Source organism: Streptosporangium sp. NPDC000509 (assembly GCF_042898365.1).
GTDB lineage: Bacteria > Actinomycetota > Actinomycetes > Streptosporangiales > Streptosporangiaceae > Streptosporangium.
In genome coordinates, this window is the sequence record NZ_JBIAYX010000022.1 from 18,125 (window position 1) to 43,322 (window position 25,198).

A 25,198-nucleotide genomic window follows, 5' to 3' on the forward strand; every position below is an offset into this window, starting at 1 on the left:
GAAACGGGGCTAGTAGGACACCTGGGTCTGCGCGTTCAGTTCCTTGATCCTGACCTTGGAGGCCGGATCGGTGAGCGGGTCGTCGATCCGGAGCACGTCCAGGCCCCTGGTGATGTCACTCGAGTAGATGTGGCCGTTGTAGTAGTACGCCGACCAGGATCCGCCGAGCCCCGGGATCGGGCCCCGCTCGAAGAAGCCGATCTCCCGGGGCTTGTCCGCGTCGGTGAAGTCCCAGACGGACACCCCGCCCTGGTACCACGCCTGGACCATGATGTCCTTGCCCGGCACCGGCAGCAGCGACCCGTTGTGCGCGACGCAGTTCTCCTCGGCGGCCTGCTCCCTCGGGATCTTGAAGTAGCCGCGGAGCGTGAGCTTGCGGTCCTTGCCGAGGTCGTACACCGCGTTGGCGCCCTTGGTCTTCGGAGTGTTGGAGTCACAGGTCGCGCTGACACCGCCGCCCAGCTCGTCCCCGAAGACGATCTTGGTGGCGTCGTTGTTGAACGTCGCCGAGTGCCAGATGGAGAAGTTCTGCTTGTCGCTCACGCGCTGGAGCACCTTGGGATTGACCCGGTCGGCGATGTCCAGCAGGAACCCGTCGCCGAAGCAGGCGGCGGCGGCGAGGTCCTTCTCGGGATAGGCCGTGAGGTCGTGGCAGCCGCCGATCCCGTCCTCGGGCAGCTGGCCGGAGAGCACCGGCTTCGAGACCACCTTGGCGGTCTCCGGAGCCTTGACGGGCACCTCGACCACGGAGATCTTGTTGTGCGGCGCGGGGCAGGTCGTCGACTCCGGCTCCGGGCCGGGGGAGGAGATGTAGAGGTAGACCTTGTCCGAGCTCTTGCCGGGCACGAGGGTGTGCGTGTGGGAACCGCAGTCGGTACGGACCGCGGAGACGAACTTCGGGTGGCTCTTGTCCGAGATGTCGAAGATCCGGATGCCCTCGAAACCGTCGGACTCCGGCTCTCCACGCTGGGCGTCGCACTCGGTGCCGGCCCGGACGGAGTCGATCGAGAGGAACAGCAGGTCCCCGCTCACCGAGATGTCGTTCTGCTCACCGGGGCAGAGCACCCGGCTGACCACCGAGGGGCTCGACGGCTCGGAGATGTCGAAGACGGTGAAGCCCTCGAAGTTGCCGACGAACGCGTAGTCCCCCTGGAAGGCCAGGTCGGTCCCCCATGCCTGGGGCCCGTCGAGCGGGGCGCCGGGAGGCACGTTGGCCACATGCGTGATGTTGTCGCTGTGGATGCCGTCACCGGAGACGCCGGGAGCGGAGGTCGTCTGCCCCGTGGAGCTCGGGCTCTCCTCCGGCGTGGCCGGAGGGGCAGAGGTGGCGGCGGACGGCGGCGAGGCCGCGGGAGTCGGGTCCGCCCCGCACCCGGCCACGAGAAGTAACCCGGCCAGGCCGAATGCCACGATCGGTCGCACGGTGCCCCCAATATGTCGGTCCACTTGCCCCATTATTGAAGCTATGCGGAGGATGCGTGTGCCGAGTCAGGTTATCGCCATGATCATGGTGGCATCGGTTCTCGGTGGATGCGCGGAGACCGGATCGGAGCGGCCTGCCCCGCTCGTCGCCGAATCCGGCGCGCCCGTGATCATTCCTGGTGGCCCCGGGGAGAGCGGTCGCACGGCGAGACCGGGCGAGAGGCTGGGAGAGTCCGAGGCGCGCGTCACCGCGGCCGACGTGAGGTTCGCCGAGGGCATGATCCCGCACCACCGGCAGGCGCTGGAGATGGCGGAGCTGGTGCCCTCCAGGTCGTCGTCCCCCTCCCTGCGAAGGCTCGCCGAGCGGATCACCGCCGCGCAGCGACCCGAGATCGCGGCCATGACCTCATGGCTGAAGACGGTGGGAAGGACTCCGGGCGAGCACGGCGACCACGACGCGCACACTCTCCCGCTGGAGGAGATGAACCGGCTCAGGGCGGCCAGAGGGCCGGCCTTCGACACGCTCTTCCTCACCCTCATGATCACTCATCACGAGGCGGCGGTCACGATGGCCGGGCTCCAGCTGCGCGAGGGCGCCGACCGGGCCATGCTGGCCACCGCCAAGGACGTCGTGGCCGGCCAGGGCATCGAGATCGCCCGGATGCGGGACCTGCTCAGATCCGGAACCTGACGTGCTCCCCGGCCTGGGGGCGGAGCGCCGCGGACGATTCCGACAGCCGGGCAGCCCCCCGCGGGGCGCGGGTCAGGAACTCCAGAGCATGTTGCTGAGCTCGGCGTCGAGGTCCATGAAGTCGGTCTCGCGACCGGCGGGGACCAGCTCGTAGGTCCGGTGCAGGAACTCCGTGAGCGGGGCCAGCGGCACCTCGAACAGGGCCTGGCCGAACGGCGAGGTGAGGCTTATGTGCAACGTGCGCTCGCCGTCGGCGCGCGCCGGCCACACCTGGACGTCCCCGTCGCCGACCCGCCGCACGATGCCGACCGTCAGCAGCTCGCGAGCGAAGATCCACTCGACGGGCTCGTCGTTGCCCACGTGGAAGGCCATCCTGATCGCGTACGGATCACCGGCCGTATAGCTGAGTCCGGCGAGCAGGGGGACGGTGGTACGGTCGGGGACCACAAGCCGAAGGCCTAGCTCGGCAGAGACGGTGGAGCTGTTCATCGTCAGCCAAACCTTTTTCGTCGTCGGTCCCCTCTGCGGGGCTTTCACTGCTCTCACTGCTACGAACGGCTTCGTCCCTCGCGAGCTACCACGCGGAACAAAGAAACCTGTAGGAAAGATTCCGCCTCCACGCCCTTCTGTAACACACATCACAGTGCGACATTTGGGCATCTACCTGGCTAAACATCACCAACAGGGCCGTATTTGCAAGGGTTTTGCGTCTCGTTTTGGTCACCGTCGACTCCCTGGCGGGGCGTCTCGGGTGATTCGGGTCGAGCGCGGGTCGTTCGGTGCTTCTACGGATCAGGACGATGCTATGACACCGTAGCCCCCCGCCGGATGCATCCTCAGACCTTTGCCTCCCGACCGTGTCGTCTTTCAAGATCATCCTAGTGGCGAACACCGCTTCGCGAGTGCTCCCGGATTGCTGTATGGTTTTCCACGTCGGCACCGTGAGGGGCCGCACAGGGCGGGCGATTAGCTCAGCGGGAGAGCGCTTCGTTCACACCGAAGAGGTCACTGGTTCGATCCCAGTATCGCCCACACTAGCAAGAAGCAGGTCAGGGCCCCTCGGCTGACACCAGCCGAGGGGCCTTCCTCTGCTCATGACCGTGCCGTGCGACCACGCCGCCTCGGTGATGCCCGGGAAGGTCCGACCCGGCCGCCACACCTCCAGAGATCTCCACCTCTCCGCGTCCAGCCCCGCTCTCGTGGTGAGGGTGCGGAAGGAACGACGAACGTCGCCCGCTGTTCAACGGCGTCCGATTTATCCTCTTTGTCCTCCAGTCCGCATGCGACCAGGCGAGGGTCCCGGGTTCCCCCGTGCGCGCCCCAAGTGGCGGGACGGCCAAACCCCGGGCGTGCAGGCCCGTCTCCCTCGCTACGGCCGGTACGGCCTCGGGACCGAAGCGTTCTCGGGTTATGAGACCTGACCGTCCGCGGGGTGGCGACGATAGGGCGCGGCGACGATATCGGTCCAGCCGATCAGGCGAGCCAGGTCGATGGCCGGGTCTCGCGGGTTCGCCATGATCCGGGCGCGGTGCCGGTCCGGATATCGACCCGGGCGAGAAGACGGTTCACGAGCTACGCCAAGAGCGACCTTCCGCGATCCAAGATCGTCAAGGCATTGGATTCACATCCGAGCCCGCCACATCATGACCGCGGGTGAGGCGGCGGGCCCCGGCCGTCGGCGCTGTGGGTCCCGAGCGACTTCCCCGAAGCCGTGGAACTCGTGACGTGACCGTACGACCGGTTCTAGTTCGGCGCCGCCGACGGCGGCAGCGCCACCCGATCCGTCGGCCGGAGGGCCCGCCGACCTCAATGTCCTCCGCCACCAAGGGAAAGTATCAGTCAAAATCCCTATCTAAACGGCATTGGGCCACGGGTCTGAGGAAAATTCTAGTTCTTATCGCCACCTCGCGCCCGGAGCCGATTCCGTGGATATAAACGAGCGGGATACTCCTCTCCAGTAAGGAGCGCGATGGATGCCCGGTTGCTGACAGACGAGCAAATCGAAAGGTTCGTTCAGGACGGATTCGTGAAGGTGGAGGGCGCGTTCCCCAGAGATCTTGCCGCCGAGGCGTGCGGCCTGCTGTGGAAGCAGCTCGACATGGATCCGGACGACCCGGGGACGTGGACCAGAGAAGTGGTCAGGCTAGGACTCCAGGACGCCGAGCCGTTCGTGCGCAGTGCCAACACTCCCGAGTTGCACGCCGCTTTCGATCAATTGGTCGGGCCCGGACGATGGACGCCCATTGAGAAGGTCGGCACATTTCCGGTGCGATTTCCCCGGACGAAGCTGCCGGAGGAGGCCGAGGACTACGGCTGGCACATCGACGCCAGTTTCCTGACAGCCGAAGCGGAGGCGGCGAACGCGCTGAGTTGGGAGGGCGAACTGGCGCTCGTCCCGCCCAACTATGACAAGATCCTTCGCTGCAACGTGACCTCGCGGGGCCGGTCGTTGCTGCTGCTCCTGCTCTACACCGACACGGGCGAGCGTGACGCGCCGACGCTCCTGCGCGTTGGTTCCCATCTGGACGTGCCGCCGCTGCTCGCGCCGTACGGTCCGGAGGGGACCTACCTGGAGGCGGCGGGCGTGGGAGCGCACAGGCCGCTCACCCTGGCCACGGGCGAGGCGGGCGATGCCTACCTCTGCCATCCGTTCCTGGTGCACACGCCCATCTCCAACACGGGCCTGCGCCCCCGGTTCATGGCCCAGCCGTCGCTGCTGCCGGTCGGGGAACTGGACCTCGACCGGGCGGATGGAGAGTGTTCACCGGTCGAGCGTGCGATCCGCCTCGGCCTGGGCAGGGAGGACGAGCGTTAGCGCCATGGAAGAACGAACGAAGAATCCCCCGTGGCAGAGCCTGGTGGGGCTCGTCCTCGGAGGCATGGCCACGCAGGTGGTGGGCCTGGCGGCGCGGCTCAAGCTGCCCGACGCGATCGGTGACGGCGAGCGCGGCGCGGACGACCTCGCGGCCGAGTACGGCATGCGCGAGAACGCGATGCTCCGGCTGCTGCGCGCGCTGGTCGCGCTGGAGGTCCTGACGGAGGCGAGCCCGGGCCGCTTCGGCGTCGCCCAGGTGGGGGAGCTCCTGCGCGCCGACCGGCCCGGGTCGATGTACGCGCTCGCCCGGATGATCACTGAGCCCGCCATGCTGAGCGCCTGGCAGAACCTGGAGTTCAGCCTGCGCACCGGCAGCCCCGCCTTCGAGGAGACGTTCAAGACCGACTTCTTCGGTTATCTGGCTGATCACCCCGAGTTGTCGCGGCTGTACAACGCGGCGATGAGCCAGGGCACGCTGAGTGTGGCCGAAGCGGTCGTGAAAGGCTATGACTTCAGCGGATTCGAGACCATCGTGGACGTGGGCGGTGGAGATGGCACGCTGATCTCCGCCGTGCTGCGGGCGCACCCGGGGCTGAGAGGAGTGGTCTACGACAGCGCCGCAGGCGCGTCAGCGGCGAAGCAGACCCTTGACAGGGCGGGGGTGGCGGAACGCTGTGCGGTCGAGGCCGGCGACTTCTTCGCCGGTGTTCCCGGCGGCGCCGACCTCTACCTGCTCAAGAGCATCGTGCACGGCTGGGACGACGATCGGGCGGGGACGATCCTGCGGCACTGCGGGCAAAGCGTCGCCCCCCACGGGCGGATCCTGATGATCGAGCACGTTCTTCCCGACGAGGTACCACCGAACGCGAATCCGTTCACCTATCTCAACGACCTCAACCTCCTCGTCAACGGCCACGGCCTGGAGCGGACTCGCGCCGACTTCGAGCGGCTGTGCGCCAGCGGCGGCCTCACCCTGACCGGGATCGAGCCACTGCCGCCAACCGGCTTCTGCTGGATCGAGGCGCGGCCGGGGTAACCTGGGGGCCTCGACGACAAGGACGGGCAGATTGGTATACCTGTACGAGACGGCACGGGTGGATCACAGCGACCTCGCCGGCGGCTCCGTTCTCCACTCCGCCCCCGGCATGCCCGCCTTCCCGGTACGGCTCGCCGCCGAGATCTTCCAGCGTGCCCTGGCTCTGCGCGGTGGCACGGAGCCGGCCGTGGTGTGGGACCCCTGCTGCGGGAGCGGCTACCTGCTCACCGTGCTGGCCCTCCTCCAACGCCCGCGCGTCAAGGCGCTGCTCGCCTCCGACCTCTCCGAGGACGCACTCGGTACGGCACGGGCCAACCTGAACCTGCTGACCGAGACCGGCCTGCGAAGCAGGGCGGCGGAACTGGCGGACCGGGCGGAACGCTTCGGCAAACCCGGTTACGCGCGGGCCGCCGAGGCGGCGGAGCGGCTCGCCCGCCGGCTGACCGCGGGCGGCGGCCCGGTGCCCCACCGCCTCCGGCGGGCCGACGTCTTCGATCCCGCCCAGCTGGCCGCGGCGATCGACGGCCACGAGCCGGACATCGTGATCACCGATCCGCCCTACGACGAGCAGACCAACTGGCAGGGAGGCCATCAGGACAAGGGCCTGCCGGCGATGATGGCGGCGCTGGGGGAGGTCCTGCCACCGCACACGGTGGTCGCCGTGGCCGTCCGTGGCCGTCGCGTGCCCGTGGGGGCGGGCGTCCGTCCCCGTCAGCTGCTGCGGATCGGTACCAGAGCGGTCGCCTTCTTCGTCGCCGCCGACCTCATCGCGGCCGACCGGTCCGCGCAGCGGTGATCCGCTGCCGGCACGCCTCGTAGAGGATCGCGGTGGCCGCGTTCGCGGCGTTCAGCGAGCTCGCCGCCCCGGCCATGGGGATGCTCACCATCGTGTCGCACGCCTCGCGCCATGTGCTGCTGAGCCCGCTGGTCTCGTTGCCGACGAGCAGGAGCGTCGGCTGGGTGAAGTCGAAGTCGAAGACGTCGCAGTCGCCGTGCTCGTCGGTGCCCACCACGACGATCGGCTTGCCGCGCTTACGTTGCACGGCCACCCAGCCGAACACGTCGCTCGGCGCGGGCACCCGGACCGCCGGCAGGGAGAACAGCGAGCCCGTGCTCGCCCTGACCGATTTGGGGTCGTACACATCGGCGGCGTGACCCGCCACGATCAGCCCGTGCGCGCCCAGGGCGTCGGCCGAGCGGATGATGCTGCCGATGTTGCCGGGGCTCGTCGGACGGTCGAACACGACGCCCAGGAAGTCGTCAGCGACCGCGATGCGGCCGAGGTCGTCAGCGGGCATTTCCACGACGGCGACGACCTCGGGCGGCGCCTCGTTCTTCTCGCCCAGATCCGCCAGCATCTCGGGATCCATCGCGATCCGGTCGACTCGCACCGTGCGCAGCAGCTCCTCCAGCCACTTCGAAGGATTGCGCTGCTCGTTGTAGATGAGCGCGTGGATGGGCCAGCCGTGTTTCACCGCGAGCGAGATCGGACGGACTCCCTGGACCAGGAATTCGCGGGCTCGGGTCCGCTTGTTGCGGTTGGTGAGCAGAGACTCCCACTGCTGGAACCGAGCATTGCGCGTGGTGATTCGCCGAATCGCCGGCACGTGTGTCCTCATCGGTCGTAGCGGGTCGCCGTAGGGCGGCTCGCTGGTCGGTGGCCGTCCGGCGGGTGGGCACCTCTGTGCCCCGGGCCTTGAACCCTGCTGAAGGACAGCGCCCCGCTGGTTGGCCGGGAGAATGGAGCGCTCGGGCGAGGAGGCGGGGCCGGTTCGTCGGCATCCTCTCCGGCCGCCTCGAAACCGGCAGGCTCCCCGAGGAGGCAACCACCTGGTCGCATCATCCTTGAATCGCTACGACTTGACACAGTTATGACCTGGGATGTCTTTCAGCCCGACCGACCGCTCCAGTAGGCCACCCTATGCCTTCACCACCTCCAGCTCGGGCAGTGGGAAGACCAGTTTCCCGCCGGAGCGCAGAAAGTCGCGTTCGCGGTTGATCACCGGCTCCCGGTAGATCCAAGGGAGGACCAGGAACTGGTCGGGGCGGCGTGCCCTGGCCTCCTGCTCGGAGACGATCGGGATGCCGGTGGCCGGGGTGTAGCAGCCGAACTTGTCCTGGTTCACCTCGGCGATGCACGGCAGATCGGCCTCGCCGAGCCCGCAGTACTGCAGGATCACGTTGCCCTTGGTGGAGGCGCCGTACCCGAGGGTGAGCAGGCCGTTCTTCCGTGACTCGGCGAGGAAGTCGAGCAGGCGGCCGCGGTGCTCCGCGGTCCGCCGCGCGAACGAGGCGAGCGGGAGGTCCCTCTCTCCGTCACGGATGGCCGCCAGGGCCGCTTCGTTGACCTGGGAGCGGGCCGTACGCCTGGCCAGGACGACCGAGAGGCTTCCGCCGTACACCGCGTTCAGCTCGGCGTCCAGGACCTTCAGCCCTGCGCGCTCGGCCATCCACTCGATCTGGCGCAGCGCGTAGTAGTCCAGGTGCTCGTGGCAGACCACGTCGTAGGCGGTGGCGCGGAGCATCGCGGGCATGTAGCTCTGCTCGATCACCCAGATGCCGTCGTCGGTGAGCAGCTCCCGTACCTCGCGCATGAAGTCCAGCGGGCGAGGCAGGTCGTAGAACATCGCGATGGAGGTGACGACCTTGGCGCGGCGTCCGCCGAGCAGGTCGCGGGAGAAGAAACCGGTGATCCGCTCGATGTGCGGGGGGTAGAACTCGGCGAAGGCGGAGGCCGCGGGATCCACGCCGACCAGGGTGGGGCCGTCGGCGGGGTAGGCCGACAACAGGGTGCCGTCGTTGCTGCCGATGTCCACGACCACGTCGCCGGCGCCGAGCTCGACCTTTTTCGTGATGGCGGCGACCTTGCCGCGCAGGTGCTCGACCATGGAGCGGTTCAGACCTGACCGGTAGCCGTAGCGCTCTCCGTACATGAGACCGAAGTCCGCGGTGTGGCGCAGCTGCACCAGTCCGCAGCCGCTCGGCGAGCAGACCACCAGTTCCAGCGGCACCCGTGGCACGGGCTCGTCGAGGGTGCGCGGGAAGACGCCGGTGAGCGCCTGCGCGCCCAGGTCGAGCACGGGCAGCAGGTCGGTGTTGTCGCAGATGCGGCAGCGGTCGATGACCGTCATGTGTGCTTGGTCCGTCATGATTCTCCAAGACGTGCTCGGCTGTGATCTTTGAGCCAGCAGACCACGTTCGAGGCGTCCGGCCAGTCGGCCTCGGGCTCGGTGACCACGGGGAACTGGTCATCGACCCGGTCGCTGTCGAAGGTGGAGCGTGAGCCGACGGCGTCCCTGATCTCCCTCAGGGTGATCGTCGTCCGCGCGCCCAGCTCCCACAGCCCCTCGGCGTCGAGATGGTCGGCCACCCACCGGCCGCACCAGTCGACCGGTGCGAAACTCTGCCGTGACGACCCCGCCGCGTAAACCGGTTGGTCGCCGAGGAAGTCCTGTAGGACACCCTTGGTGTAGCCGGTGCCGTACATGGGGCCCAGGCGAACGATGAGCCCGCCCGCGCAGAGCTCCTCGGCCTCGGCCCGGTGTCGGCCGTAGGGGGTGTCCAGCTGGGTGCGCGCGGAGATGGTACTGATCTGGAGAAACCTCTTCCACTCCCAGTCGCGCATAAACGCCTCGGTCTTGGCCACCGTCTCGCGGCGGTCTTCCTCGGGGTGGTGGCGTGCCCAGTAGCGGCGGGACGGGCAGGCCGCATTGATCAGCACGTCGAACGGGCCGCTGCGGCGTGCCTCCTCGTAGTTCTCGCGATCGACGGGCACTGCCGCGCCGCCGAGGGCGCGGACGATGGCCGATCCGACGAAGCCCCGCGCGCCGGCGACAGCGACTCTCACACGCGCTCCAGGGTGTGCGGCAAGGGCTCGACCTGCACCAGCGGTGGGTCACACTCGTCCCACGGCTTGGTGAGCATGGCGATGAACGTCAGGGACGAGATGGCGTGCACGGCATGCATGACCCCGATCGGCGTCCTGGTGCACACCCCACGAGAGACGTGGATGAACTCCTCGGGGCACTTCGGGTCGTCGGAGTCGTCCTTGGTGACCAGCACGCCTTCACCCTCGACGAAGAGCAGGTATTCGACAAAGTGCGGATGGTAGTGCAGGCCGCGGACCTTTCCGGGGTGCAGGTGCAGCATGTTGAATTCCAAGATGGGGTCGGGTGGCACCCAGGTGAAAATGCCGCCGCGCCCGTCTCTGACGGTATCCAGGTTGCAGGACGGTTTGAGGACTTCGATTTTCATACAACTTCCACTCGGCTCGTTCCTTTGGGCGCAGGAGTAACCGAGGTTAACGTGCCTTAGCGGGATTGGAGCTGAGGGAAATGCTAGATTTCGGCGCCGGCCGACTGCGGCGGCGTCCGCCCAGGGCGGATGCGCCGGGTACCTCGGCATTCACTAGTAAATTCACTAAACTGTTTTCCTGATTCGTGATGTCGGAAAGAATATTGCGTATCGTGAGCCGTGATATGGGCAATGTGCCCGTTTCGACTATGGCTGGATGACAGTTGACCGTCGGCGTAGGGTGATACCTCGCGCGGATGGCCTCATGGCTGGAGATTATCCTGACTAAGCGCGCATTGATCACTGGGATTACCGGCCAAGACGGCACTTATCTCGCTGAGTACCTTCTCGCGGCCGGTTATGAGGTATTCGGGATGATACGGGGTCAGGCGCCGCCTGCCACCCGTGACAGGAAGCGGCCCAATCCGGAGGTCAGGCTCGTCAGCGGTGATCTGCTGGACCAGTCCAGCCTGATCGCGTCGATCGAGAAGGTGCAGCCGGCCGAGGTCTACAACCTTGGTGCGCTGTCATATGTCCCCATCTCGTGGCAGCAGGCGGCGACCACGGCGGAGATCACCGGGATGGGCGTTCTTCGTGCTCTGGAAGCGCTCAGGATCGTCAGCGGGGTAACCGCCTCCCAGACTCCGGGACCGGGGCAGTCGCGCTTTTATCAGGCATCCTCGTCGGAGATGTTCGGAAAGACCAGAGAAACGCCACAGAACGAGCTCACGCCGTTTCATCCGCGCAGCCCGTACGGCGTGGCGAAGACGTTCGGCCATTACACGGTGCAGAACTACCGTGAGTCGTACGGCATGTTCGCGGTCTCCGGCATTCTGTTCAACCACGAGTCGCCGATACGCGGCGCCGAGTTCGTGACACGGAAGGTGTCGCTCGGTGTGGCCGCCATCAAACTCGGTCTGCGTGACTCCCTGCAGCTGGGCAACCTGGACGCGGAACGCGACTGGGGTTTCGCCGGCGACTACGTGCGGGGCATGGCGTTGATGCTGGCACAGGACGAGCCGGAGGACTTCGTGCTGGGCACCGGCGTCACGCACAGCGTGAAAGAGCTGGTCGCATCGGCCTTCGCGCACGTCGGTCTGGATTGGCGCAAGTACGTGGTCGTGGACCCCCTGCTGCTGCGTCCGGCCGAGGTCGACCAGCTGTGCGCCGACCCGGCGAAGGCGGGGGAGAAGCTCGGCTGGAAGCCCGCCGTCCCCTTCGAGGAACTGGTCGCCATGATGGTGGACAGCGATATGCGGTTGCTGCGGGACTCGCGCCACGACCTCAACACTCAGGTGCCCGAGGTGGCGTCGTCGTGGTGAGCCCTCGTGCCGGACGGCCCAAAGACCTAAGGACACGTGATGACCTCAGCAGATCTGGATAGTCACCGTAACCTTGCCGCCTGCGGAGGCGGCGAACGGGAGGGATTCCTCTCCTGGTTCGCGGAGCGGACCCGGATGTCCGGCTGCCACGTGGACCGCGCACCGCTGACCGAGCTGCGCGGATGGGCGTTCGACGAGGCCACGGGAAATCTGGCGCACGAGAGCGGTCGGTTCTTCGTGGTCGAAGGGCTGCATGTCCGCACGAGCTACGGCGCGGTTCGCGAGTGGAGCCAGCCGATCATCAACCAGCCGGAGATCGGTATCCTTGGCCTGTTGGTGAAGATGGTGGACGGCGTGCCCCACTGCCTGATGCAGGCCAAGATGGAGCCGGGCAACCTCAACACGATGCAGCTCTCGCCGACCGTCCAGGCCACGCGGAGCAACTACACCCGCGTCCACCGCGGCAGCCGCACGAAGTATCTCGAGTACTTCACTCACCCGCCCGCCCGGCAGGTCCTGGTCGACGTCCTGCAGTCGGAGCAGGGCTCCTGGTTTCTGCGCAAGCGCAACAGGAACATGGTCGTCCAGGTCAACGAAGACCTGCCCGTCTCCGACGAGCACTGCTGGCTGTCCCTGCGGGAGATCAGGAAACTGCTGCGGATCGACGGGCTCGTGAACATGGACACCAGGACTGTGCTGTCCTGCCTGCCCGCCCTCTTCTGCCACGTCGGCAGCACGATCGCGGAGGGAGAGGGTATGGCCGCGGCGCTGGCCCGCTCCGTCAACGGGCAGGGCACGGCCCATCACGGCATGGTGGGCGTCCTGAGCTGGTTCACCTCGGCCAAGAGCCGCCATGAGCTGGCCGTCCGCCGCGTGCCTCTGCGCGGGCTGCCGGGTTGGCGCGACACCGGGGACGAGATCACCCACGATGACGGGCGGCACTTCAGCATCATCGGGGTCACCGTACGCGCGAACCACCGCGAGGTGACCGAGTGGGACCAGCCGCTGTTGCACCCGCAGGGGCGCGGACTGGTCGCCTTCGTGGTGAAGAACATCGACGGGGTGGCGCACCTGCTCGTTCACGCGCGCTTCCAGGCAGGCCTGCTGGACGCCATGGAGATGGGGCCCACCGTCCAGTGCAACCCCGAGAACTATCCCGGGGGCCCGCCGATCTTCCTCGACTACGTGCTGAGCGTCTCCGCCGGGCGGATCCTCTACGACACGATCCTCGCCGAGGAGGGCGGCAGGTTCCATCACTCGCAGAACCGCTACCTGCTGGTGGAGGCGGACGAAGACTTCCCGCTGGATATACCGGAGGACTTCTGCTGGGTCACCGCCCACCAGCTCACCGCCCTGCTGCGGCACGGCTACTACGTCAACGTGGAAGCCCGCAGTCTGCTGACCTGTCTGCACAGTCTGTGGTGAGCGTCATGCCCACGCATCCGATCAGGCTCGGCCTGCTGGGCTGCGCCGACATCGCCTGGCGTCGCACCCTGCCGGTGATCCAGTGCGAGCCCGCGGTCGAGCTGGTGGCCGTCGCGGCCAGGGACATGGCCAAGGCCAAGGTGTTCGCCGATCATTTCGGCGGTAAGGCCGTGGAGGACTACCGGGCGCTTCTGGAACGGCCGGACATCGACGCCGTCTACATCCCGCTGCCCGCTGGACTACATCGCGAGTGGATCGTCAGGACGCTGAACGCGGGCAAGCACGTGCTCGTGGAGAAGCCGCTGACCACGCGATACGTCGACACGATCGAGGTTCTGGAGCTGGCAGGGGCACGAGGGCTGACTCTGATGGAGAACCTCACCTTTCTCCGGCACGGCCTGCACGCCGCCGTCCAGGACCTGGTGGCCGGTGGGGAGGTCGGCGAGCTGCGCATGCTCAGCGCCACCTTCGGCTTTCCGCCGCTCAGCCCGAAGGACATCCGTTACCGGCCAGACCTGGGCGGCGGCGCCCTGCTCGACGTCGGCGTGTACCCGCTCAGCGCGGCCCAGCGTTTCCTCGGCCCCGATCTTGAGGTGGTCGGCGCGACGCTGAAGGAGGATCCGAACTACGGCGTCGATGTGGCGGGCAACGCGTTGCTCTCCACGCCCGACGGCAGGACGGCTCATGTCGCCTTCGGGTTCGAGCATGTGTACCGCTGCGACTACGCGCTGTGGGGCAGCCGAGGGCGGATCTTCGTCGACCGCGCTTACACGCCTCCGCCGACCTGGCACCCGGTGATCCGGCTGGAGCGCCAGAACGAGGTGCGGAAGGTGATCCTGCCGCCCGAGGACCAGTTCGCCAATACCCTCCGCGCGTTCCTTCGCGCTGTGAGCGCTTCCGAGCGGTCGGCCGACGCGGAGGTGGCGATCCGCGTTCAGGCGCGGTTGGTCGATCAGATCAGGGACCGGGCGCGCTCTACGTACCGCGGCCAGGCCGACACGTCGGTGGCGTAACCACTGATCGCCGGGGCCGGCGCGTCGGCGTCCGGATCGGTCAGGACACGCGGAAGGTCCGCTCGCCGGACACGGTGAACCGGCCGATGAACGCATCATGGTAGGCGCCCGTCCGCTGCGATGCCCGGGGAGGTGCGGACGGCTCACCGCCGGATCGCCGTCACGCCCGGCCCCGCCGGCCACGAGTGTCGCGTACGCCGTCAATGCCAAGACGCCCACTGGCGGATGCCTTTGTCCGCAGGCCGAGCGCCACTCGGGCACCGCCGCAAACCGGCATATCAACACCAATTTCATCACGGCTGGATCAGTGGCCGATTCGGTTTTCCGCAACCAATGTTAGTAAATCCACTAGAGCGATTTCAAGATCATTGTCGGCCTGACCTTCCGTGTTATTGTTGCGGTGTATTCCTAACTGCTTGAGTTATGCCTAGTTACCCAGACCTTGACAGGCGAGTTTCCTGTGGGGTATGGGTTGTTAAATCGTGTCTCGACGCGCCCGGTGATCTATGTGTAGGGGCACGGCATCACCAAGCAATACGGCATGACCGGATCTCTGTCCGGTGAGAGGGGGATGCCATGTAAGAACAAATCAGAGGCGAGATCTTCGATCACATCGACAGGCGTCGATGGGAATGGATAAGGCCGATAGATAAGAGGATCATGCAATCCAACTCTACTACCCCCTTATCGGAACTACACGTCAAAATCATAGAAAGCATCGCCGCAGGTGAGCGAACACTTAAGATCGCCGGCAAACTCTATCTGAGCCGCCAAGGGGTCGAATATCACGTCAGCAAGCTCTTGCAACAGCTTCGGGTGCCGAACCGTCCGGCCCTCGTCGCCAAAGCGTATTCGATGGGAATTCTGCTGCCCGGCACGTGGCCGCCCGAAGCTCCCCGGACGGACGGACGCATCCCACCGCCCCGCCTGGAGAGATTCACCGTTCCCTGAGAGCCGGAACGAGGCCTCGGAAGGCTTCGCCATAATGTCGTGGCCGGCTCGTTGAAACGCGGCGGGTCGATGCCCGCGACTCCAAATACAAGCCCTCCCGTTCTGCTCCGGACACATCCGGGCCGTTGGACAGGACAAATTCACGTCGCTGTGCCCGCGTAGCCGCTCCACCACCTGCCGGGTGTGCTCCCAAGCCGCCTCACCGAGAACGCGCCCGGGGTCTCGAAGCGGTTGTGCCGGGGCGGCCGGGGATGCGACTCGACGAATGGAGTTGTTGGATGTTTGTCCCGAACAAGTCGGGTCGGCCCTGTGGGCTTCGCCCGGTAGGTGAACTTGTTGAGACCGCGCGTGCCGTGGATGTCGACGCGGGCGGCGGGTGATGAGATCCGTCAGCGGGTTGCAGGACGGCCGTAAGTGGCGGCCCGCTCCCAGGGCGGGTGAGGCCGGATCCGGTTTCGGGGACCGGGCGACTGCGGCGAGTCGGGGCGACCGGGCGAGATGGGCTCCCCGCCCCTGAGACTCGGAAGAACCGCCCCGGGCGCCGGCCCGACCGTGTGACGACGGTGTGGTCGTTTCGCGTCGGTCGTGAACGTCATCCGCGTTCCCGAGGGCGTCGCCACCCGGCCCATACCACCTTGGGGAAGAAAAACCGGTGGTCGGTGAAAGGCATCCGCCGTGGCGCGATGCCGTTCTCGGCTTCCCGGCGACACCGCGCCGCGGAAGGTGAGCAGCGAATCTCCTGCGGCCGGTCGGCATGCCTGTGGAAGTCAGGCCCGACCTCCAGCCGGAATAAGTGTGCGTTCATATTGTTTGGCGTGCGCGCAACCAGCTCGGCAATATACTGGGAATTTTCCTATAAAACGACGGCAAGGCCGGCCTCGAATTTTTAACGCCGACGGGTGGAGACTGAACGATGCGAGACGACTGTCCGCGGGACCGACCGATGGTGGTGGCGATTTGCGCTTTCCGCTGCGAGAACGTGCTGAAGCACGTGCGTCATAACCTGGCCCAGTTGTCGGGAGACGAGTATTTCGTGCTCCTCGACCGGCCCACGAGCCCGGAGGCGGAGAAGGCGGTCGCCGAGGTGCGCGCGGCGGGCGGAACCATGCGCATCATCGGTGCCACTCGAGGGCTGTCGGCCTCCCGCAACGAAGTGCTCGCGGAATGGCCGGAGCATCATGTGATGTTCGCCGACGACGACGTCCGGCTCGACAAGGCGGCCGTCACCGCCGTCCGCGAGTCCCTGCGCGCCGGTGCTCACATGGCCGGCGTCCGGCTGCGCCGACCGTCGTGGCGCCTGCCGTGGTACTTCACCTCGGGGCAGTTCCACCTCGTCGGCTGGCACCAGGACGAAGGCGAGATCAAGATCTGGGGAGCATGCATGGCGGTGGACACCGCCTTCGCCCATGCCCACGGTCTCCGCTTCGACCTGAAGCTCAGCCGTACCGGTAAAAGCCTCCAGTCCGGCGAGGACACCACCTTCATCAAGCTGATGAAACAGGCGGGGGGACGGGAAGCACTGCTGCCGGAGCACTCCGTCGTGCATGACGTGGACCGCGGCCGGCTGCGGCTGCGCTATCTCCTGCGGCGGGCTTACTGGCAAGGGAGGACGGAGGCCGGCAGGAACGAGACGGTCCCGGGACTGCGCAAAGAGTGGAACAGGCACCGCACCGCAGGCTGGCCACTGGCCTGCCTGTACGGTGCGGCCACCGCCGTCGGCGCGGTCCACGAGCTCCTGCTGAGACTGCGTCGGCCTCGCACGCCGATGTCCTCCCGGTACCGGTCCGACCAGAGGTGATCACAGGCTACCGATCACGTCCACGCTGGACTTGGCCTCCATTATCTGCTTCCAGTACTGGCGCACGCCCTCCTTGAGACTGATCGTCGCCCGCCACCCCAGCGAGGCGGCGGCCAGGGAGGAGTCCAGCCATGTGCTGCGCTGGTCGAAGTGCCGGCCGCGCTCTCTGATCACGGTGAGCTCGCGCCCGACCACGGCCGAGACGATGTCCAGCAGCCCGGCCAGGGAGGTGGGCACGCCGGAGCCGACGTTCAGGATGGAGGGCACCTTGTCGGCCCTGTCCTCCCTGACGCACTGATGGAGCATCCCCAGGAGCCTGATGGTGTCGTCCACGTGTACGTAGTCCCTGACCACCTGGGGGTCGCCGATGAGGCGGACCGGCTCGTCGCGGGCCGCGGCCGTGAGCCAGTTGGCGAGCACGCCGAAGCCCTGCGTGGGCCGCTGACCGGGCCCGTAGACGTTGCCCAGCCGCAGCACCACCGGTTGCACCCGGTCCGCGTAGCGCAGCAGATCGCGCTCCAACTGCAGCTTCGCCCGGCCGTACGCGGAGGTGGGCCCCGTGGGGGCGGACTCCGCGTACGGCGGCCAGGCGTGCGGGGCGTAGACCGTGCCTCCTGAGCTGGCCAGCACGAACAGCGGCCGGCGGCCCGATTTAGCCAGTTCCTCCAGCACGCTGATGAGCAGCGCCCGCTCCGCCACGATCTCTCCGGGCCGGTATTCCGCGAGGGCCGGGGTCGTCCGCGTCGCGAGGAAGAAGGCGATCTCGGCTTCGCACAGCCCCGGAGCGGGACGGCCGTCGGCCACGGGCGGGCAGGTGCGGTTGAACGAGGCCGGCTCGTGCCCGGCCAGGCGCAGCCCGGACACGAGCCGGGATCCGATGAATCCGGTAGCCCCGATCACTGCCGACGGGCGCTTTCGCACGTGCGCTCCTTCCTCTCGGTCAGTAAGAACCGGTACTCAACTCGGCCAGGGAGGCGGTGATCGTGACCCGCTCTCCCTCGGTGGGAACGGGCCTGGACGAGCGGATCGCGCGATACGCCCTCTCCAGCTCCGGATGCACCCCAAAGGGGCGGCGGTAACCCGAGTCCTCCATGACGAAGGCCACGGCGCATCCCAGGCCCAGCGCGGGCAGGACATCGTGATCGACCCGGTTGCCCACCATCAGCAGGTCGGCCGGAGGCACGCCGAGATGGTCCAGGGCCATCCCGAGCAGCGCCGGGTCAGGCTTGGCCACCCCCACGAGCGAGTCGAGGAACATCGCCTCGCAGGCGGCGCTGACCCCCCAGGCGGAAAGGACGCCGGCGCACTCCGGTGGCTGGTTGGCCACGATGACCGTGCGCATCTCCCGGGACAACCTGGCGACGGCCCGCACCGCGCCGGGAATCTCCTGAGCGAGTTCGCTCCAGGCGCCACGGACGTGTGTCCAGCTCTCCGCCGCCTCCTCGGAATGGGCAAGGATCTCGTCCCCCGAGTAGTGCCGCTCGACCTGTTCGGTAAAAGTCTCGAGAGTCATTCCCCGGTCGGTGGCGCACAGCCGGTCGAACGTGCCCTGGAGCCAGGCCAGCTCGAAAGGTTCGTCATAGTAAATGACTCCGCCGACATCCAACGCGGTGGCGCTGTATCCAGTCATGACAACTCGCTCCAGCATCATCAAGGCATCGTGGCGAGTCTTGCACGGCTATTATTCAATAATCGACTTTGACCATGTATTTCCCGACAAAACTAGTTGATTCCCTATTCTCCGACACAAAGCCGCGACTCGTCTCCCGGCCCCCTGTATCGTCTGTGGCCGGGAGATTCCCCAGTGAGGAAGTAATGCGGATGAAGGGGGAACCTTCACCGGCGGAATTCCGGCGCAGGAGCCCGAATTCCACGGCACGTGGTTTTGAAACCGCCGAGGTGAGGCGCGCCGGCCCCGTGGCGTCAGGACGAGGCCCGCACGGACCCGCGCCGGACTCGCCGGGGCTCGGCATCCGGACGACGCGACGACGGAGGGCGGCTGCCCGCGGTACATCACCGTCCTGCGCCGCGGCCTGTCCGGCCTCATCGCCTCATCGCCGCGTCGATCACGTGTATCACTTCAGTACGGCGCGGAGGGCCTCGGTGAGCTGTCGCGCGCTGGGCAGCAGCGCGTGATCCAGCGCGAGCGCGTACGGGATGACCGCCCCGTCCGGCCGTGACACCCGCTTCGGCGGGGCGACCAGTGCGAACTCCTCAGCCGCCGTGGCGAGGATCTCGCCGCCCAGGCCACACGCGCGGTTGGAGTCGTCCATCACCACCAGCCGCCCGGTCTTCGCGACGGACGCACCCAGCGTCGCCCAGTCGATCGGGTAGACGGTCCTGGGGTCGACCACCTCGATCGAGACTTCGTCGGCCAGCTCGGCCGCGACCTGCAGGGCGGTCTGCACCAGGTGGCCGACGGCGACCACGGTGACATCGGTGCCCTCGCGGTGGACCCTGGCACTGCCGAGCGGAACCGGCCCCGGTTCTCCGGTGATCTCCTCGGCCGTTCCCATCAGGAGGGTGGGGGCGAACACGGCGACGGGGTCGGGGTCGCGGATCGCCGACAACAGCAAGCCGTAGGCGTCCGACGGCGTTGCCGGCACGACGGTCTTGATTCCCACGTGCGCGAAGAGGCTGTAGGGATGGTCGGAGTGCTGCCCGGCCATACCGGAGCGCGAGCCCGAGCCCGGCACCAGGTATGTGACGGGAACGCTCACCTGGCCACCGGTCATCAGCGAGAACTTGTGCGCCTGATTGGCGATCTGCTCGAACACCAGGTACAGCAGAGACGGGATCTGGTACTCCACGACCGGGCGCTGACCCGCCATCGCCGCGCCGGTCGCGAGGCTGGTGAAGCCCTGCTCCGACAGCGGCATGTCGACCACGCGGTCCTCGCCGTAGGCCACGGCCAGCCCTGACGTGATGCCGGTCAGGCCGAGCCGGACGTCCTCTCCGAGGACGAACACCCGCTCGTCGCGGCCCATCTCGTCGCGCAGAGCCTGGTTCAGCGCGGCGATGTACGTCAGATGCGCCATCAGAGCACCGCCCCGGTTCGCGTCCTCATCTGGTTGGCGTAGAGGTAGAGCAGTGCGTCTCCCGGATTCGGCGTGGGGCTCGATCGGGCGAACGCCACGGCGTCGGCCACGAGCGCGGCGACCTCCTCGTCCGCGGCATCGACGACATCTGCCGGAAGACGGTCGGCCTGCAGCGCCAGAGGATCGCGATCGCGCCAGCGGGCGACCTCGTCGTCGTCGCGGTAGTTGAGTCCCACCTGGTGCTCGAAAGAGTGATGGCCGTTGAAGCGGTAGGTCCGGCACTCCAGGAAGTAGGGGCCGGCGCCGCGTCGGCAGCCGTCGACCGCCTCGGCCGCCGCCTCGGTCACCGCCTCGACGTCCATGCCGTCAACCGCGCGCGCTGTGACGCCGAAACCGGCGGCCCGCTGTACCGGGTCACCCGCCAGTGCCGTGGTCACCGGCAGGCTGGTCGCGTACCCGTTGTTCTCGCAGACGAACACGACAGGCAGTGACCAGAGCGCGGCCAGGTTGAACGCCTCCAGCACGACCCCCTGGCTCAGTGCCCCGTCGCCGAAGAAGCTCACCGCCACCTGATCGCGGCCGGCCCGTCTGGCCGCCCACGCCGCGCCGACCGCGATGGGCGCGCCCGCTCCCACGATCCCGTTCGCGCCGAAGATCCCCAGGCCGACGTCGGCCGCGTGCATCGAGCCGCCGCGGCCGCGGTTGAGGCCCTCGGTGCTGCCGCACAGTTCGGCCAGCATCCGCTTCGGATCGGCCCCTTTGGCCAGCACGTGCCCGTGCCCCCTGTGTGTGCTGGTGATGATGTCGTTCACGGCCAGGCTGGAGCACACGCCCACCGCGACCGCCTCCTGGCCGATGTACGGATGAATTCCACCCACGAGTTCCCCGGAAATGGCCATTTCAAGGCAGCGCTCTTCGAATTCGCGGATCAGGCGCATCTCTCGATAAAGGTGACGGGATCGTTCCGGTGCGCTCGTCAAGGAACTCCCTTTCCCGATGAAGGCATGGCATCACTGTACGCGGAGGAAATCTCCGGAAAACTGAGGAGAACCCCAAATATCAGCGCTGGGCGCGAATCGGACTACCGGCCGCCGCCCACGCGTAAACCCGGGCGATCCCTTCGCCGAGGGAGGTGCGGGCGCGCCACTTCAGCTCGGCGGCCGCGCTGCTCACCTCCAGGGCGGAGCGCAGCGACTCGCCGGCGCGGGGGCGGGCGAACAACGGCTCGGGGGTACGGCCGGCGACCCGTCCGATGACCTCCAGGACCTCCAGGACGGTGGCCGGTTTCCCGGTGCCGATGTTCCATACTCCGGGCCCCCCGTGGTCGATCGCGGCGAGGAAGGCCTCGACGACGTCGCCGACGTAAACGTAGTCGCGGGTCTGCCTGCCGTCGCCGTACACGGTCGGCCGTTGCTCACGCAGGACCTGGCCGCAGAAGATCGCCACGACGCCGGCCTCTCCCGACGGGTCCTGGCGCGGGCCGTAGACGTTGCCGAGCCGGAGCACGGCGTGACCGGTGCCGTACAACCTGTTGTAGAGGCCGATGTACTGCTCGGCGCAGTGTTTGGCGGTGCCGTAGGGGGACTCGGGCTTGGGTGTGAGCCCTTCGGGGGAGGGGCTCACGGTGGCGGTGCCGTACAGGGCGCCGCCGGTGGAGGCGAAGACGACCCTGGCGCCGACCGCGCGCGCGGCTTCCAGCACGTTGACGGTGCCGACCACGTTGATCCCCGCGTCCGTCGCGGGCGCGGCGACCGAGACCCGCACGTCGGCCTGGGCCGCCAGATGGCAGATCACGGTCGGGCGGACCCGCTGTACCACCCCGGCGAGCGCCGCGGCGTCCGTGATCGACTGTAGGTGGACGCTGACCTGCGGGTTCACCCGTCCGGCCAGGCCGGTGGACAGGTCGTCGAGAACGGTTACGGCATCCCCTCGTTCGGACAACGCGTCCGTCAGATGTGAACCTATGAACCCGCATCCACCGGTCACGAGCACGCGCATGTTCCTCCTAGGCTCCCACGAGCTTTTCCAGGACGCCGACGACGTCGGTGGGCGAGGGCATCTCGGTGATCTCCCTGGAGATCTCGCCCGCACCCCGGGCGTACAGGGGGTTGTCCAGCAGTTCCCGGCCGGCGGTGGCCAGGACGTCAGGGCTGTCCTCCCCTGGCGGCAGCGTGATCGCGGTGTGCGCGGCGGCCAGCATCTGCGCCCACCCGACGGACCTGCTCTCCTGCGGGATGATCAGCTGAGGCACCCCGGCGTTCAGCGCGGCCAGCGCGGTCATGGCGCCAGAGTGGTGAACGATCAGGTCGCAAGTGCGCAGCGCCGCATCCAGCGGGAACCAGCCCGCGTGGGCGATGCCGCGTTCGCCGCGCAACCCCTCCGCCACCTCGTCCGGCGTCGCGACTATCACCTCGACGTCCAGGGCCGTGAAGGCATCGACGAGACCGAGGAGGAAGGTCAGGCTGTGGTTGGTGGTCGCGAGGCTGCCCGCGGTTATCACCACCCTGTGGCGTTCTCCCCGGCTGAACATCCATGGTTCGAGCGGACGCTGCTCGTTCATCGGGGTCCACCGCAATGGCTGCACGGGACCGGTCCCCTCGGGCCGGAGGCTCGCCGGGAGGATGTCGACGGTCAGGTCGAATGCGGGGATGTGCTCCAGCCCCAGTTTGTCCAGCTCGGGGCGAAGTTCCTCCTCCACTCCGGGGTGGACGCCTTCCCTGTCGGCCGTGTTCCCGGTCAGCAGGTGCCGTACGCACGGCAGTCCAAGCGGGCCGGCCAGCATGGGCGCGGCATAGGAGTGCGGGCCGCCGACGACGAGGTCGGGCCGCCACTCGGTCATCAGGTCGTGCAGGCGGTCGAAACCGGCGGCGGTCAGCCGCCCGAACATGCCGCCGACGAAGAGCGGTATCTCCGCCTCGTTCTGCGGGACGCGCAGGTCCTTGCCCGCGCGATCCAGTGTCATCAGCTGCGTCAGGGTCAGCGGAGTCATCGAGAACGCCGGTACGCCGATGCCCACGGACGCGGACACGGCCTCCGGTGAGGAGGCGAGGATGATGTGATGGCCGCGCGCCCGGGCGGCGGTCGCGAGGGGGGCGAGGCCGAATACGCTCGACTTCGTCGGTCCGGCGATAAAGAGTATCTTCACTAGTCCTCCGATCCGGGTCGGCTAAATGTATATTCAACCGGGCGGTCGCCGCACAACGCCCCGGAAAGATTAAGTGTTTTCCTAGACTCCTTGATCATCTTTAATTGGATGCTTTCAAACCGGTCCGTCAACATATTTTATGGTGCTCTGTGCCAGGGCTTCCTGGAGGGCTCGGCATAACCGGCCGTAACTGTGGAAACGGAAACACGCGATGTCGACGACAGGTCCGGAGGCGCCGATCGGGCCGAAGGGCGGGGCCACGGTCGGCCTGCTCGCCGGCTTCGGCGCGGACTCGGAGCGAGGCCGCGGAGTGTCCGCAGGTGTCCGCCGACAGCCCTTGATGTCCAGGTCGTGGTGATCGACGCTCTGCGTGAGGTGTTGACAACACTGTGAAACCGAAGGAGATCGTGATGAGCACGTGCCGGGTGTGCGACGGCGACGTCGTGGAGTTCCTGGACCTCGGCCGCCAGCCGCTTTCCGACCATTTCCGAAGCGGACCCGGCCTGCCCGGCGAGTTCTTCTACCGCCTCGCCGTCGGCGTGTGCGGGGACTGCACGATGGTGCAGCTCATGAAGGAGGTGCCGAGGGAGAAGATGTTTCACGAGGACTATCCGTACTACTCCTCCGGATCGTCGGTGATGCAGAAGCACTTCGAGGACACCGCGCGCCGCTTTCTGAAGACCGAGCTGACCGGCCCCGATCCCTTCATCGTCGAGATCGGCTCCAACGACGGGGTGCTGCTGCGCACCATCCACGAGGCTGGTGTCCGGCACCTGGGATTCGAGCCGTCGGGCAAGGTGGCCGACGTGGCACGGGCGAGCGGCCTGCGGGTGCACGGTGACTTCTTCGAGGAGGTGAGCGCGATCGAGGTTCACGAGAGCGAGGGCTCCGCCGACGTCGTCTACGGAGCCAACACGATCTGCCACATCCCCTACCTGAAGTCCGTCTTCCGTGGCGTCGACGCGCTGCTCGCCCCCGACGGCGTCTTCGTCTTCGAGGACCCCTACCTGGGCGACATTCTGGAGAAGAGGTCCTTCGACCAGATCTATGACGAGCACTTCTTCTTTTTCACCGCGCGCTCGGTGCAGGCGATGGCGGCACGCTTCGGGTTCGAGCTGATCGACGCCGAGCGGCTGCCGGTGCACGGCGGCGAGGTGCGCTACACGATCGCCCGCGCCGGGGCGCGCCGCCCCTCGGAGGCCCTTGTGCGGCTGATCGCCGAGGAGGACGCGCGCGGTCTGTCGGACCTGTGCCGGCTGCACCGCTTCGTCGCCGACATCCACGGTATCCGCGACGATCTGGTCGGTCTGCTGCGCCGGCTGAAGGACGAGGGGAAGACGGTCGTCGCGTACGGCGCGACGGCCAAGAGCGCCACCGTGACCAACTTCTGCGGCATCGGCCCCGACCTGGTGGCGTGGGTGTGCGACACGACGCCAGCCAAGCAGGGACGGCTGACACCGGGGATGCACATCCCCGTCCGGTCGCCGGACGCCTTCGCCACCGAAGCCGCCGACTACGCGCTGCTGTTCGCGTGGAACCACGCCGAGGAGATCATGGCCAAGGAGCAGGAGTTCCGCAGAGCGGGCGGGCAGTGGATCCTCTACGTCCCCGAGGTCCACATTGCAGGCGCGTGAGCTGGCAGTCGAGGGCGCCTTCGTGTTCGCCCCGGCTGTGTACCCGGATGAGCGAGGCTTCTTTCTCTCGCCGTTTCTGAGGTCGGTGTTCGCCGAGACGGTCGGGCATCCGTTGTTCCCGGTGGGCCAGATCAGCTACAGCGTCTCCCGCCGGGGCGTCGTGCGGGGTGTGCACTTCACGGCCACCCCGCCGGGCACGGCCAAGCTCGTCTGCTGTCCCCGGGGGCGAGTGCTGGACGTGGTCGTGGACGTGCGGATCGGTTCCCCCACGTTCGGCGAGTGGGACAGCGTCACCCTCGACGCCGCGAACCGCGGCTCCCTCTACCTTCCCGTGGGCGTCGGGCATCTGTTCGTCGCGCTGCAGGACGACAGCGTGATGTCCTACACCCTGTCGCAGGAGTACGTGCCGGAGAACGAGCTGGCGCTGTCGCCCTTCGACCCCGCGTTGCGGCTCCCCTTGCCCGACGGTATCGAGGTCATCCTGTCCGACCGCGACCGGGCGGCACCGAGCCTTGAGCAGGCCCGGAGCCTGGGCCTGCTGCCCGACTACCGGCGTTGCCGCGAACTGACGGCGAAGTTTCGGCAAGAGCCCGCATCATCGCGATGAGTGCCTCG

Annotated in this window: 24 protein-coding genes and 1 tRNA gene; 12 read left to right on the top strand and 13 right to left on the bottom strand. The window is 67.5% G+C overall.

Annotated elements, in window-relative coordinates:
- Positions 1-9: 9 nt before the first annotated feature.
- On the bottom strand, positions 10-1,422 hold the full coding sequence (locus tag ACFY3D_RS32815; protein ID WP_389986763.1) for an LVIVD repeat-containing protein: 1,413 nt from the start codon (positions 1,420-1,422) through the stop codon (positions 10-12).
- Positions 1,423-1,507: 85 nt separating this feature from the next.
- On the opposite strand from ACFY3D_RS32815, the gene ACFY3D_RS32820 reads away from it, so the two are divergent.
- Complete coding sequence (locus ACFY3D_RS32820) at positions 1,508-2,113, top strand: DUF305 domain-containing protein (protein ID WP_389986766.1); 606 nt, start codon at positions 1,508-1,510, stop codon at positions 2,111-2,113.
- 72 nt (positions 2,114-2,185) lie between these two features.
- On the opposite strand, the gene ACFY3D_RS32825 is transcribed toward ACFY3D_RS32820, so the two are convergent.
- Positions 2,186-2,602 carry an SsgA family sporulation/cell division regulator gene (locus ACFY3D_RS32825; RefSeq protein ID WP_350949129.1) on the bottom strand — a complete coding sequence of 139 codons (417 nt, stop codon included), beginning with the start codon at positions 2,600-2,602 and terminating at the stop codon, positions 2,186-2,188.
- Positions 2,603-3,073: 471 nt separating this feature from the next.
- Here ACFY3D_RS32825 and ACFY3D_RS32830 point away from each other — a divergent pair.
- From ACFY3D_RS32830 to ACFY3D_RS32845, 4 genes are all read left to right on the top strand, one after another.
- Positions 3,074-3,145, top strand: a tRNA-Val gene (locus tag ACFY3D_RS32830).
- A 994-nt stretch (positions 3,146-4,139) separates the two neighbouring features.
- Positions 4,140-4,928, top strand: coding sequence for a phytanoyl-CoA dioxygenase (locus ACFY3D_RS32835; protein ID WP_389986769.1), 789 nt, complete (start codon positions 4,140-4,142; stop codon positions 4,926-4,928).
- 4 nt (positions 4,929-4,932) lie between these two features.
- Complete coding sequence (locus ACFY3D_RS32840) at positions 4,933-5,964, top strand: methyltransferase (protein WP_389986772.1); 1,032 nt, start codon at positions 4,933-4,935, stop codon at positions 5,962-5,964.
- A gap of 31 nt (positions 5,965-5,995) precedes the next feature.
- Positions 5,996-6,760 carry an rRNA methyltransferase gene (locus ACFY3D_RS32845; RefSeq protein ID WP_389986775.1) on the top strand — a complete coding sequence of 255 codons (765 nt, stop codon included), beginning with the start codon at positions 5,996-5,998 and terminating at the stop codon, positions 6,758-6,760.
- Here the strand turns inward: ACFY3D_RS32845 and ACFY3D_RS32850 are convergent.
- The 4 genes from ACFY3D_RS32850 to ACFY3D_RS32865 form a co-directional block, all read right to left on the bottom strand.
- The gene (locus ACFY3D_RS32850) at positions 6,729-7,571 is read right to left on the bottom strand and encodes an RNA methyltransferase (protein WP_389986778.1); all 843 of its coding nucleotides are present in this window, start codon (positions 7,569-7,571) and stop codon (positions 6,729-6,731) included. The genes ACFY3D_RS32845 and ACFY3D_RS32850 overlap by 32 nt on opposite strands.
- Positions 7,572-7,883: 312 nt before the next feature.
- Positions 7,884-9,113: a class I SAM-dependent methyltransferase gene (locus ACFY3D_RS32855; RefSeq protein WP_389986781.1), complete on the bottom strand. Its 1,230-nt coding sequence runs from the start codon at positions 9,111-9,113 to the stop codon at positions 7,884-7,886.
- Entirely contained in the window at positions 9,110-9,811 is a 702-nt protein-coding gene (locus ACFY3D_RS32860) for a hypothetical protein (RefSeq protein WP_389986784.1), read from the bottom strand. The genes ACFY3D_RS32855 and ACFY3D_RS32860 overlap by 4 nt, the downstream gene beginning before the upstream one ends.
- Complete coding sequence (locus tag ACFY3D_RS32865) at positions 9,808-10,218, bottom strand: cupin domain-containing protein (protein WP_389986787.1); 411 nt, start codon at positions 10,216-10,218, stop codon at positions 9,808-9,810. Before ACFY3D_RS32865 ends, ACFY3D_RS32860 begins: the two co-directional genes overlap by 4 nt.
- Before the next feature lie 296 nt (positions 10,219-10,514).
- Between ACFY3D_RS32865 and ACFY3D_RS32870 the strand changes: the two genes are divergently transcribed.
- The 4 genes from ACFY3D_RS32870 to ACFY3D_RS32885 all read left to right on the top strand — a co-directional run bounded on the left by ACFY3D_RS32870 (position 10,515) and on the right by ACFY3D_RS32885 (position 14,968).
- Complete coding sequence (locus ACFY3D_RS32870) at positions 10,515-11,579, top strand: GDP-mannose 4,6-dehydratase (RefSeq protein ID WP_389986790.1); 1,065 nt, start codon at positions 10,515-10,517, stop codon at positions 11,577-11,579.
- A 39-nt stretch (positions 11,580-11,618) separates the two neighbouring features.
- A complete protein-coding gene (locus ACFY3D_RS32875) occupies positions 11,619-13,004 on the top strand; it encodes an NDP-hexose 2,3-dehydratase family protein (RefSeq protein WP_389986793.1) in 1,386 nt (461 codons plus the stop codon).
- 5 nt (positions 13,005-13,009) lie between these two features.
- Positions 13,010-14,017, top strand: a complete 1,008-nt coding sequence (locus ACFY3D_RS32880; RefSeq protein ID WP_389986796.1) for a Gfo/Idh/MocA family protein — start codon at positions 13,010-13,012, stop codon at positions 14,015-14,017.
- Between the two features lie 660 nt (positions 14,018-14,677).
- Positions 14,678-14,968: a LuxR C-terminal-related transcriptional regulator gene (locus tag ACFY3D_RS32885; protein ID WP_389986799.1), complete on the top strand. Its 291-nt coding sequence runs from the start codon at positions 14,678-14,680 to the stop codon at positions 14,966-14,968.
- A 389-nt stretch (positions 14,969-15,357) separates the two neighbouring features.
- On the opposite strand, the gene ACFY3D_RS32890 is transcribed toward ACFY3D_RS32885, so the two are convergent.
- Positions 15,358-15,699, bottom strand: a complete 342-nt coding sequence (locus tag ACFY3D_RS32890) for a hypothetical protein (protein WP_389987014.1) — start codon at positions 15,697-15,699, stop codon at positions 15,358-15,360.
- Between the two features lie 212 nt (positions 15,700-15,911).
- On the opposite strand from ACFY3D_RS32890, the gene ACFY3D_RS32895 reads away from it, so the two are divergent.
- Positions 15,912-16,766: a hypothetical protein gene (locus ACFY3D_RS32895; RefSeq protein WP_389986802.1), complete on the top strand. Its 855-nt coding sequence runs from the start codon at positions 15,912-15,914 to the stop codon at positions 16,764-16,766.
- Here ACFY3D_RS32895 and ACFY3D_RS32900 read toward each other — a convergent pair whose 3' ends face one another.
- From ACFY3D_RS32900 to ACFY3D_RS32925, 6 genes are all read right to left on the bottom strand, one after another.
- Entirely contained in the window at positions 16,767-17,687 is a 921-nt protein-coding gene (locus ACFY3D_RS32900; RefSeq protein WP_389986805.1) for an NAD-dependent epimerase/dehydratase family protein, read from the bottom strand.
- A gap of 19 nt (positions 17,688-17,706) precedes the next feature.
- Positions 17,707-18,396, bottom strand: a complete 690-nt coding sequence (locus ACFY3D_RS32905; protein WP_389986808.1) for an HAD family hydrolase — start codon at positions 18,394-18,396, stop codon at positions 17,707-17,709.
- A gap of 445 nt (positions 18,397-18,841) precedes the next feature.
- Positions 18,842-19,804, bottom strand: a complete 963-nt coding sequence (locus tag ACFY3D_RS32910) for an alpha-ketoacid dehydrogenase subunit beta (RefSeq protein WP_389986811.1) — start codon at positions 19,802-19,804, stop codon at positions 18,842-18,844.
- Positions 19,804-20,742 carry a thiamine pyrophosphate-dependent dehydrogenase E1 component subunit alpha gene (locus ACFY3D_RS32915; RefSeq protein ID WP_389986814.1) on the bottom strand — a complete coding sequence of 313 codons (939 nt, stop codon included), beginning with the start codon at positions 20,740-20,742 and terminating at the stop codon, positions 19,804-19,806. Before ACFY3D_RS32915 ends, ACFY3D_RS32910 begins: the two co-directional genes overlap by 1 nt.
- Before the next feature lie 121 nt (positions 20,743-20,863).
- Positions 20,864-21,802 carry an NAD-dependent epimerase/dehydratase family protein gene (locus ACFY3D_RS32920; protein WP_389986817.1) on the bottom strand — a complete coding sequence of 313 codons (939 nt, stop codon included), beginning with the start codon at positions 21,800-21,802 and terminating at the stop codon, positions 20,864-20,866.
- A 7-nt stretch (positions 21,803-21,809) separates the two neighbouring features.
- Positions 21,810-22,949 carry a glycosyltransferase gene (locus tag ACFY3D_RS32925; protein ID WP_389986820.1) on the bottom strand — a complete coding sequence of 380 codons (1,140 nt, stop codon included), beginning with the start codon at positions 22,947-22,949 and terminating at the stop codon, positions 21,810-21,812.
- A gap of 410 nt (positions 22,950-23,359) precedes the next feature.
- Here ACFY3D_RS32925 and ACFY3D_RS32930 point away from each other — a divergent pair, with 410 nt between their 5' ends.
- The gene (locus ACFY3D_RS32930; RefSeq protein ID WP_389986823.1) at positions 23,360-24,583 is read left to right on the top strand and encodes a methyltransferase domain-containing protein; all 1,224 of its coding nucleotides are present in this window, start codon (positions 23,360-23,362) and stop codon (positions 24,581-24,583) included.
- A 37-nt stretch (positions 24,584-24,620) separates the two neighbouring features.
- The gene (locus tag ACFY3D_RS32935; RefSeq protein WP_389987017.1) at positions 24,621-25,190 is read left to right on the top strand and encodes a dTDP-4-dehydrorhamnose 3,5-epimerase family protein; all 570 of its coding nucleotides are present in this window, start codon (positions 24,621-24,623) and stop codon (positions 25,188-25,190) included.
- The last annotated feature ends 8 nt before the right edge of the window (positions 25,191-25,198 follow it).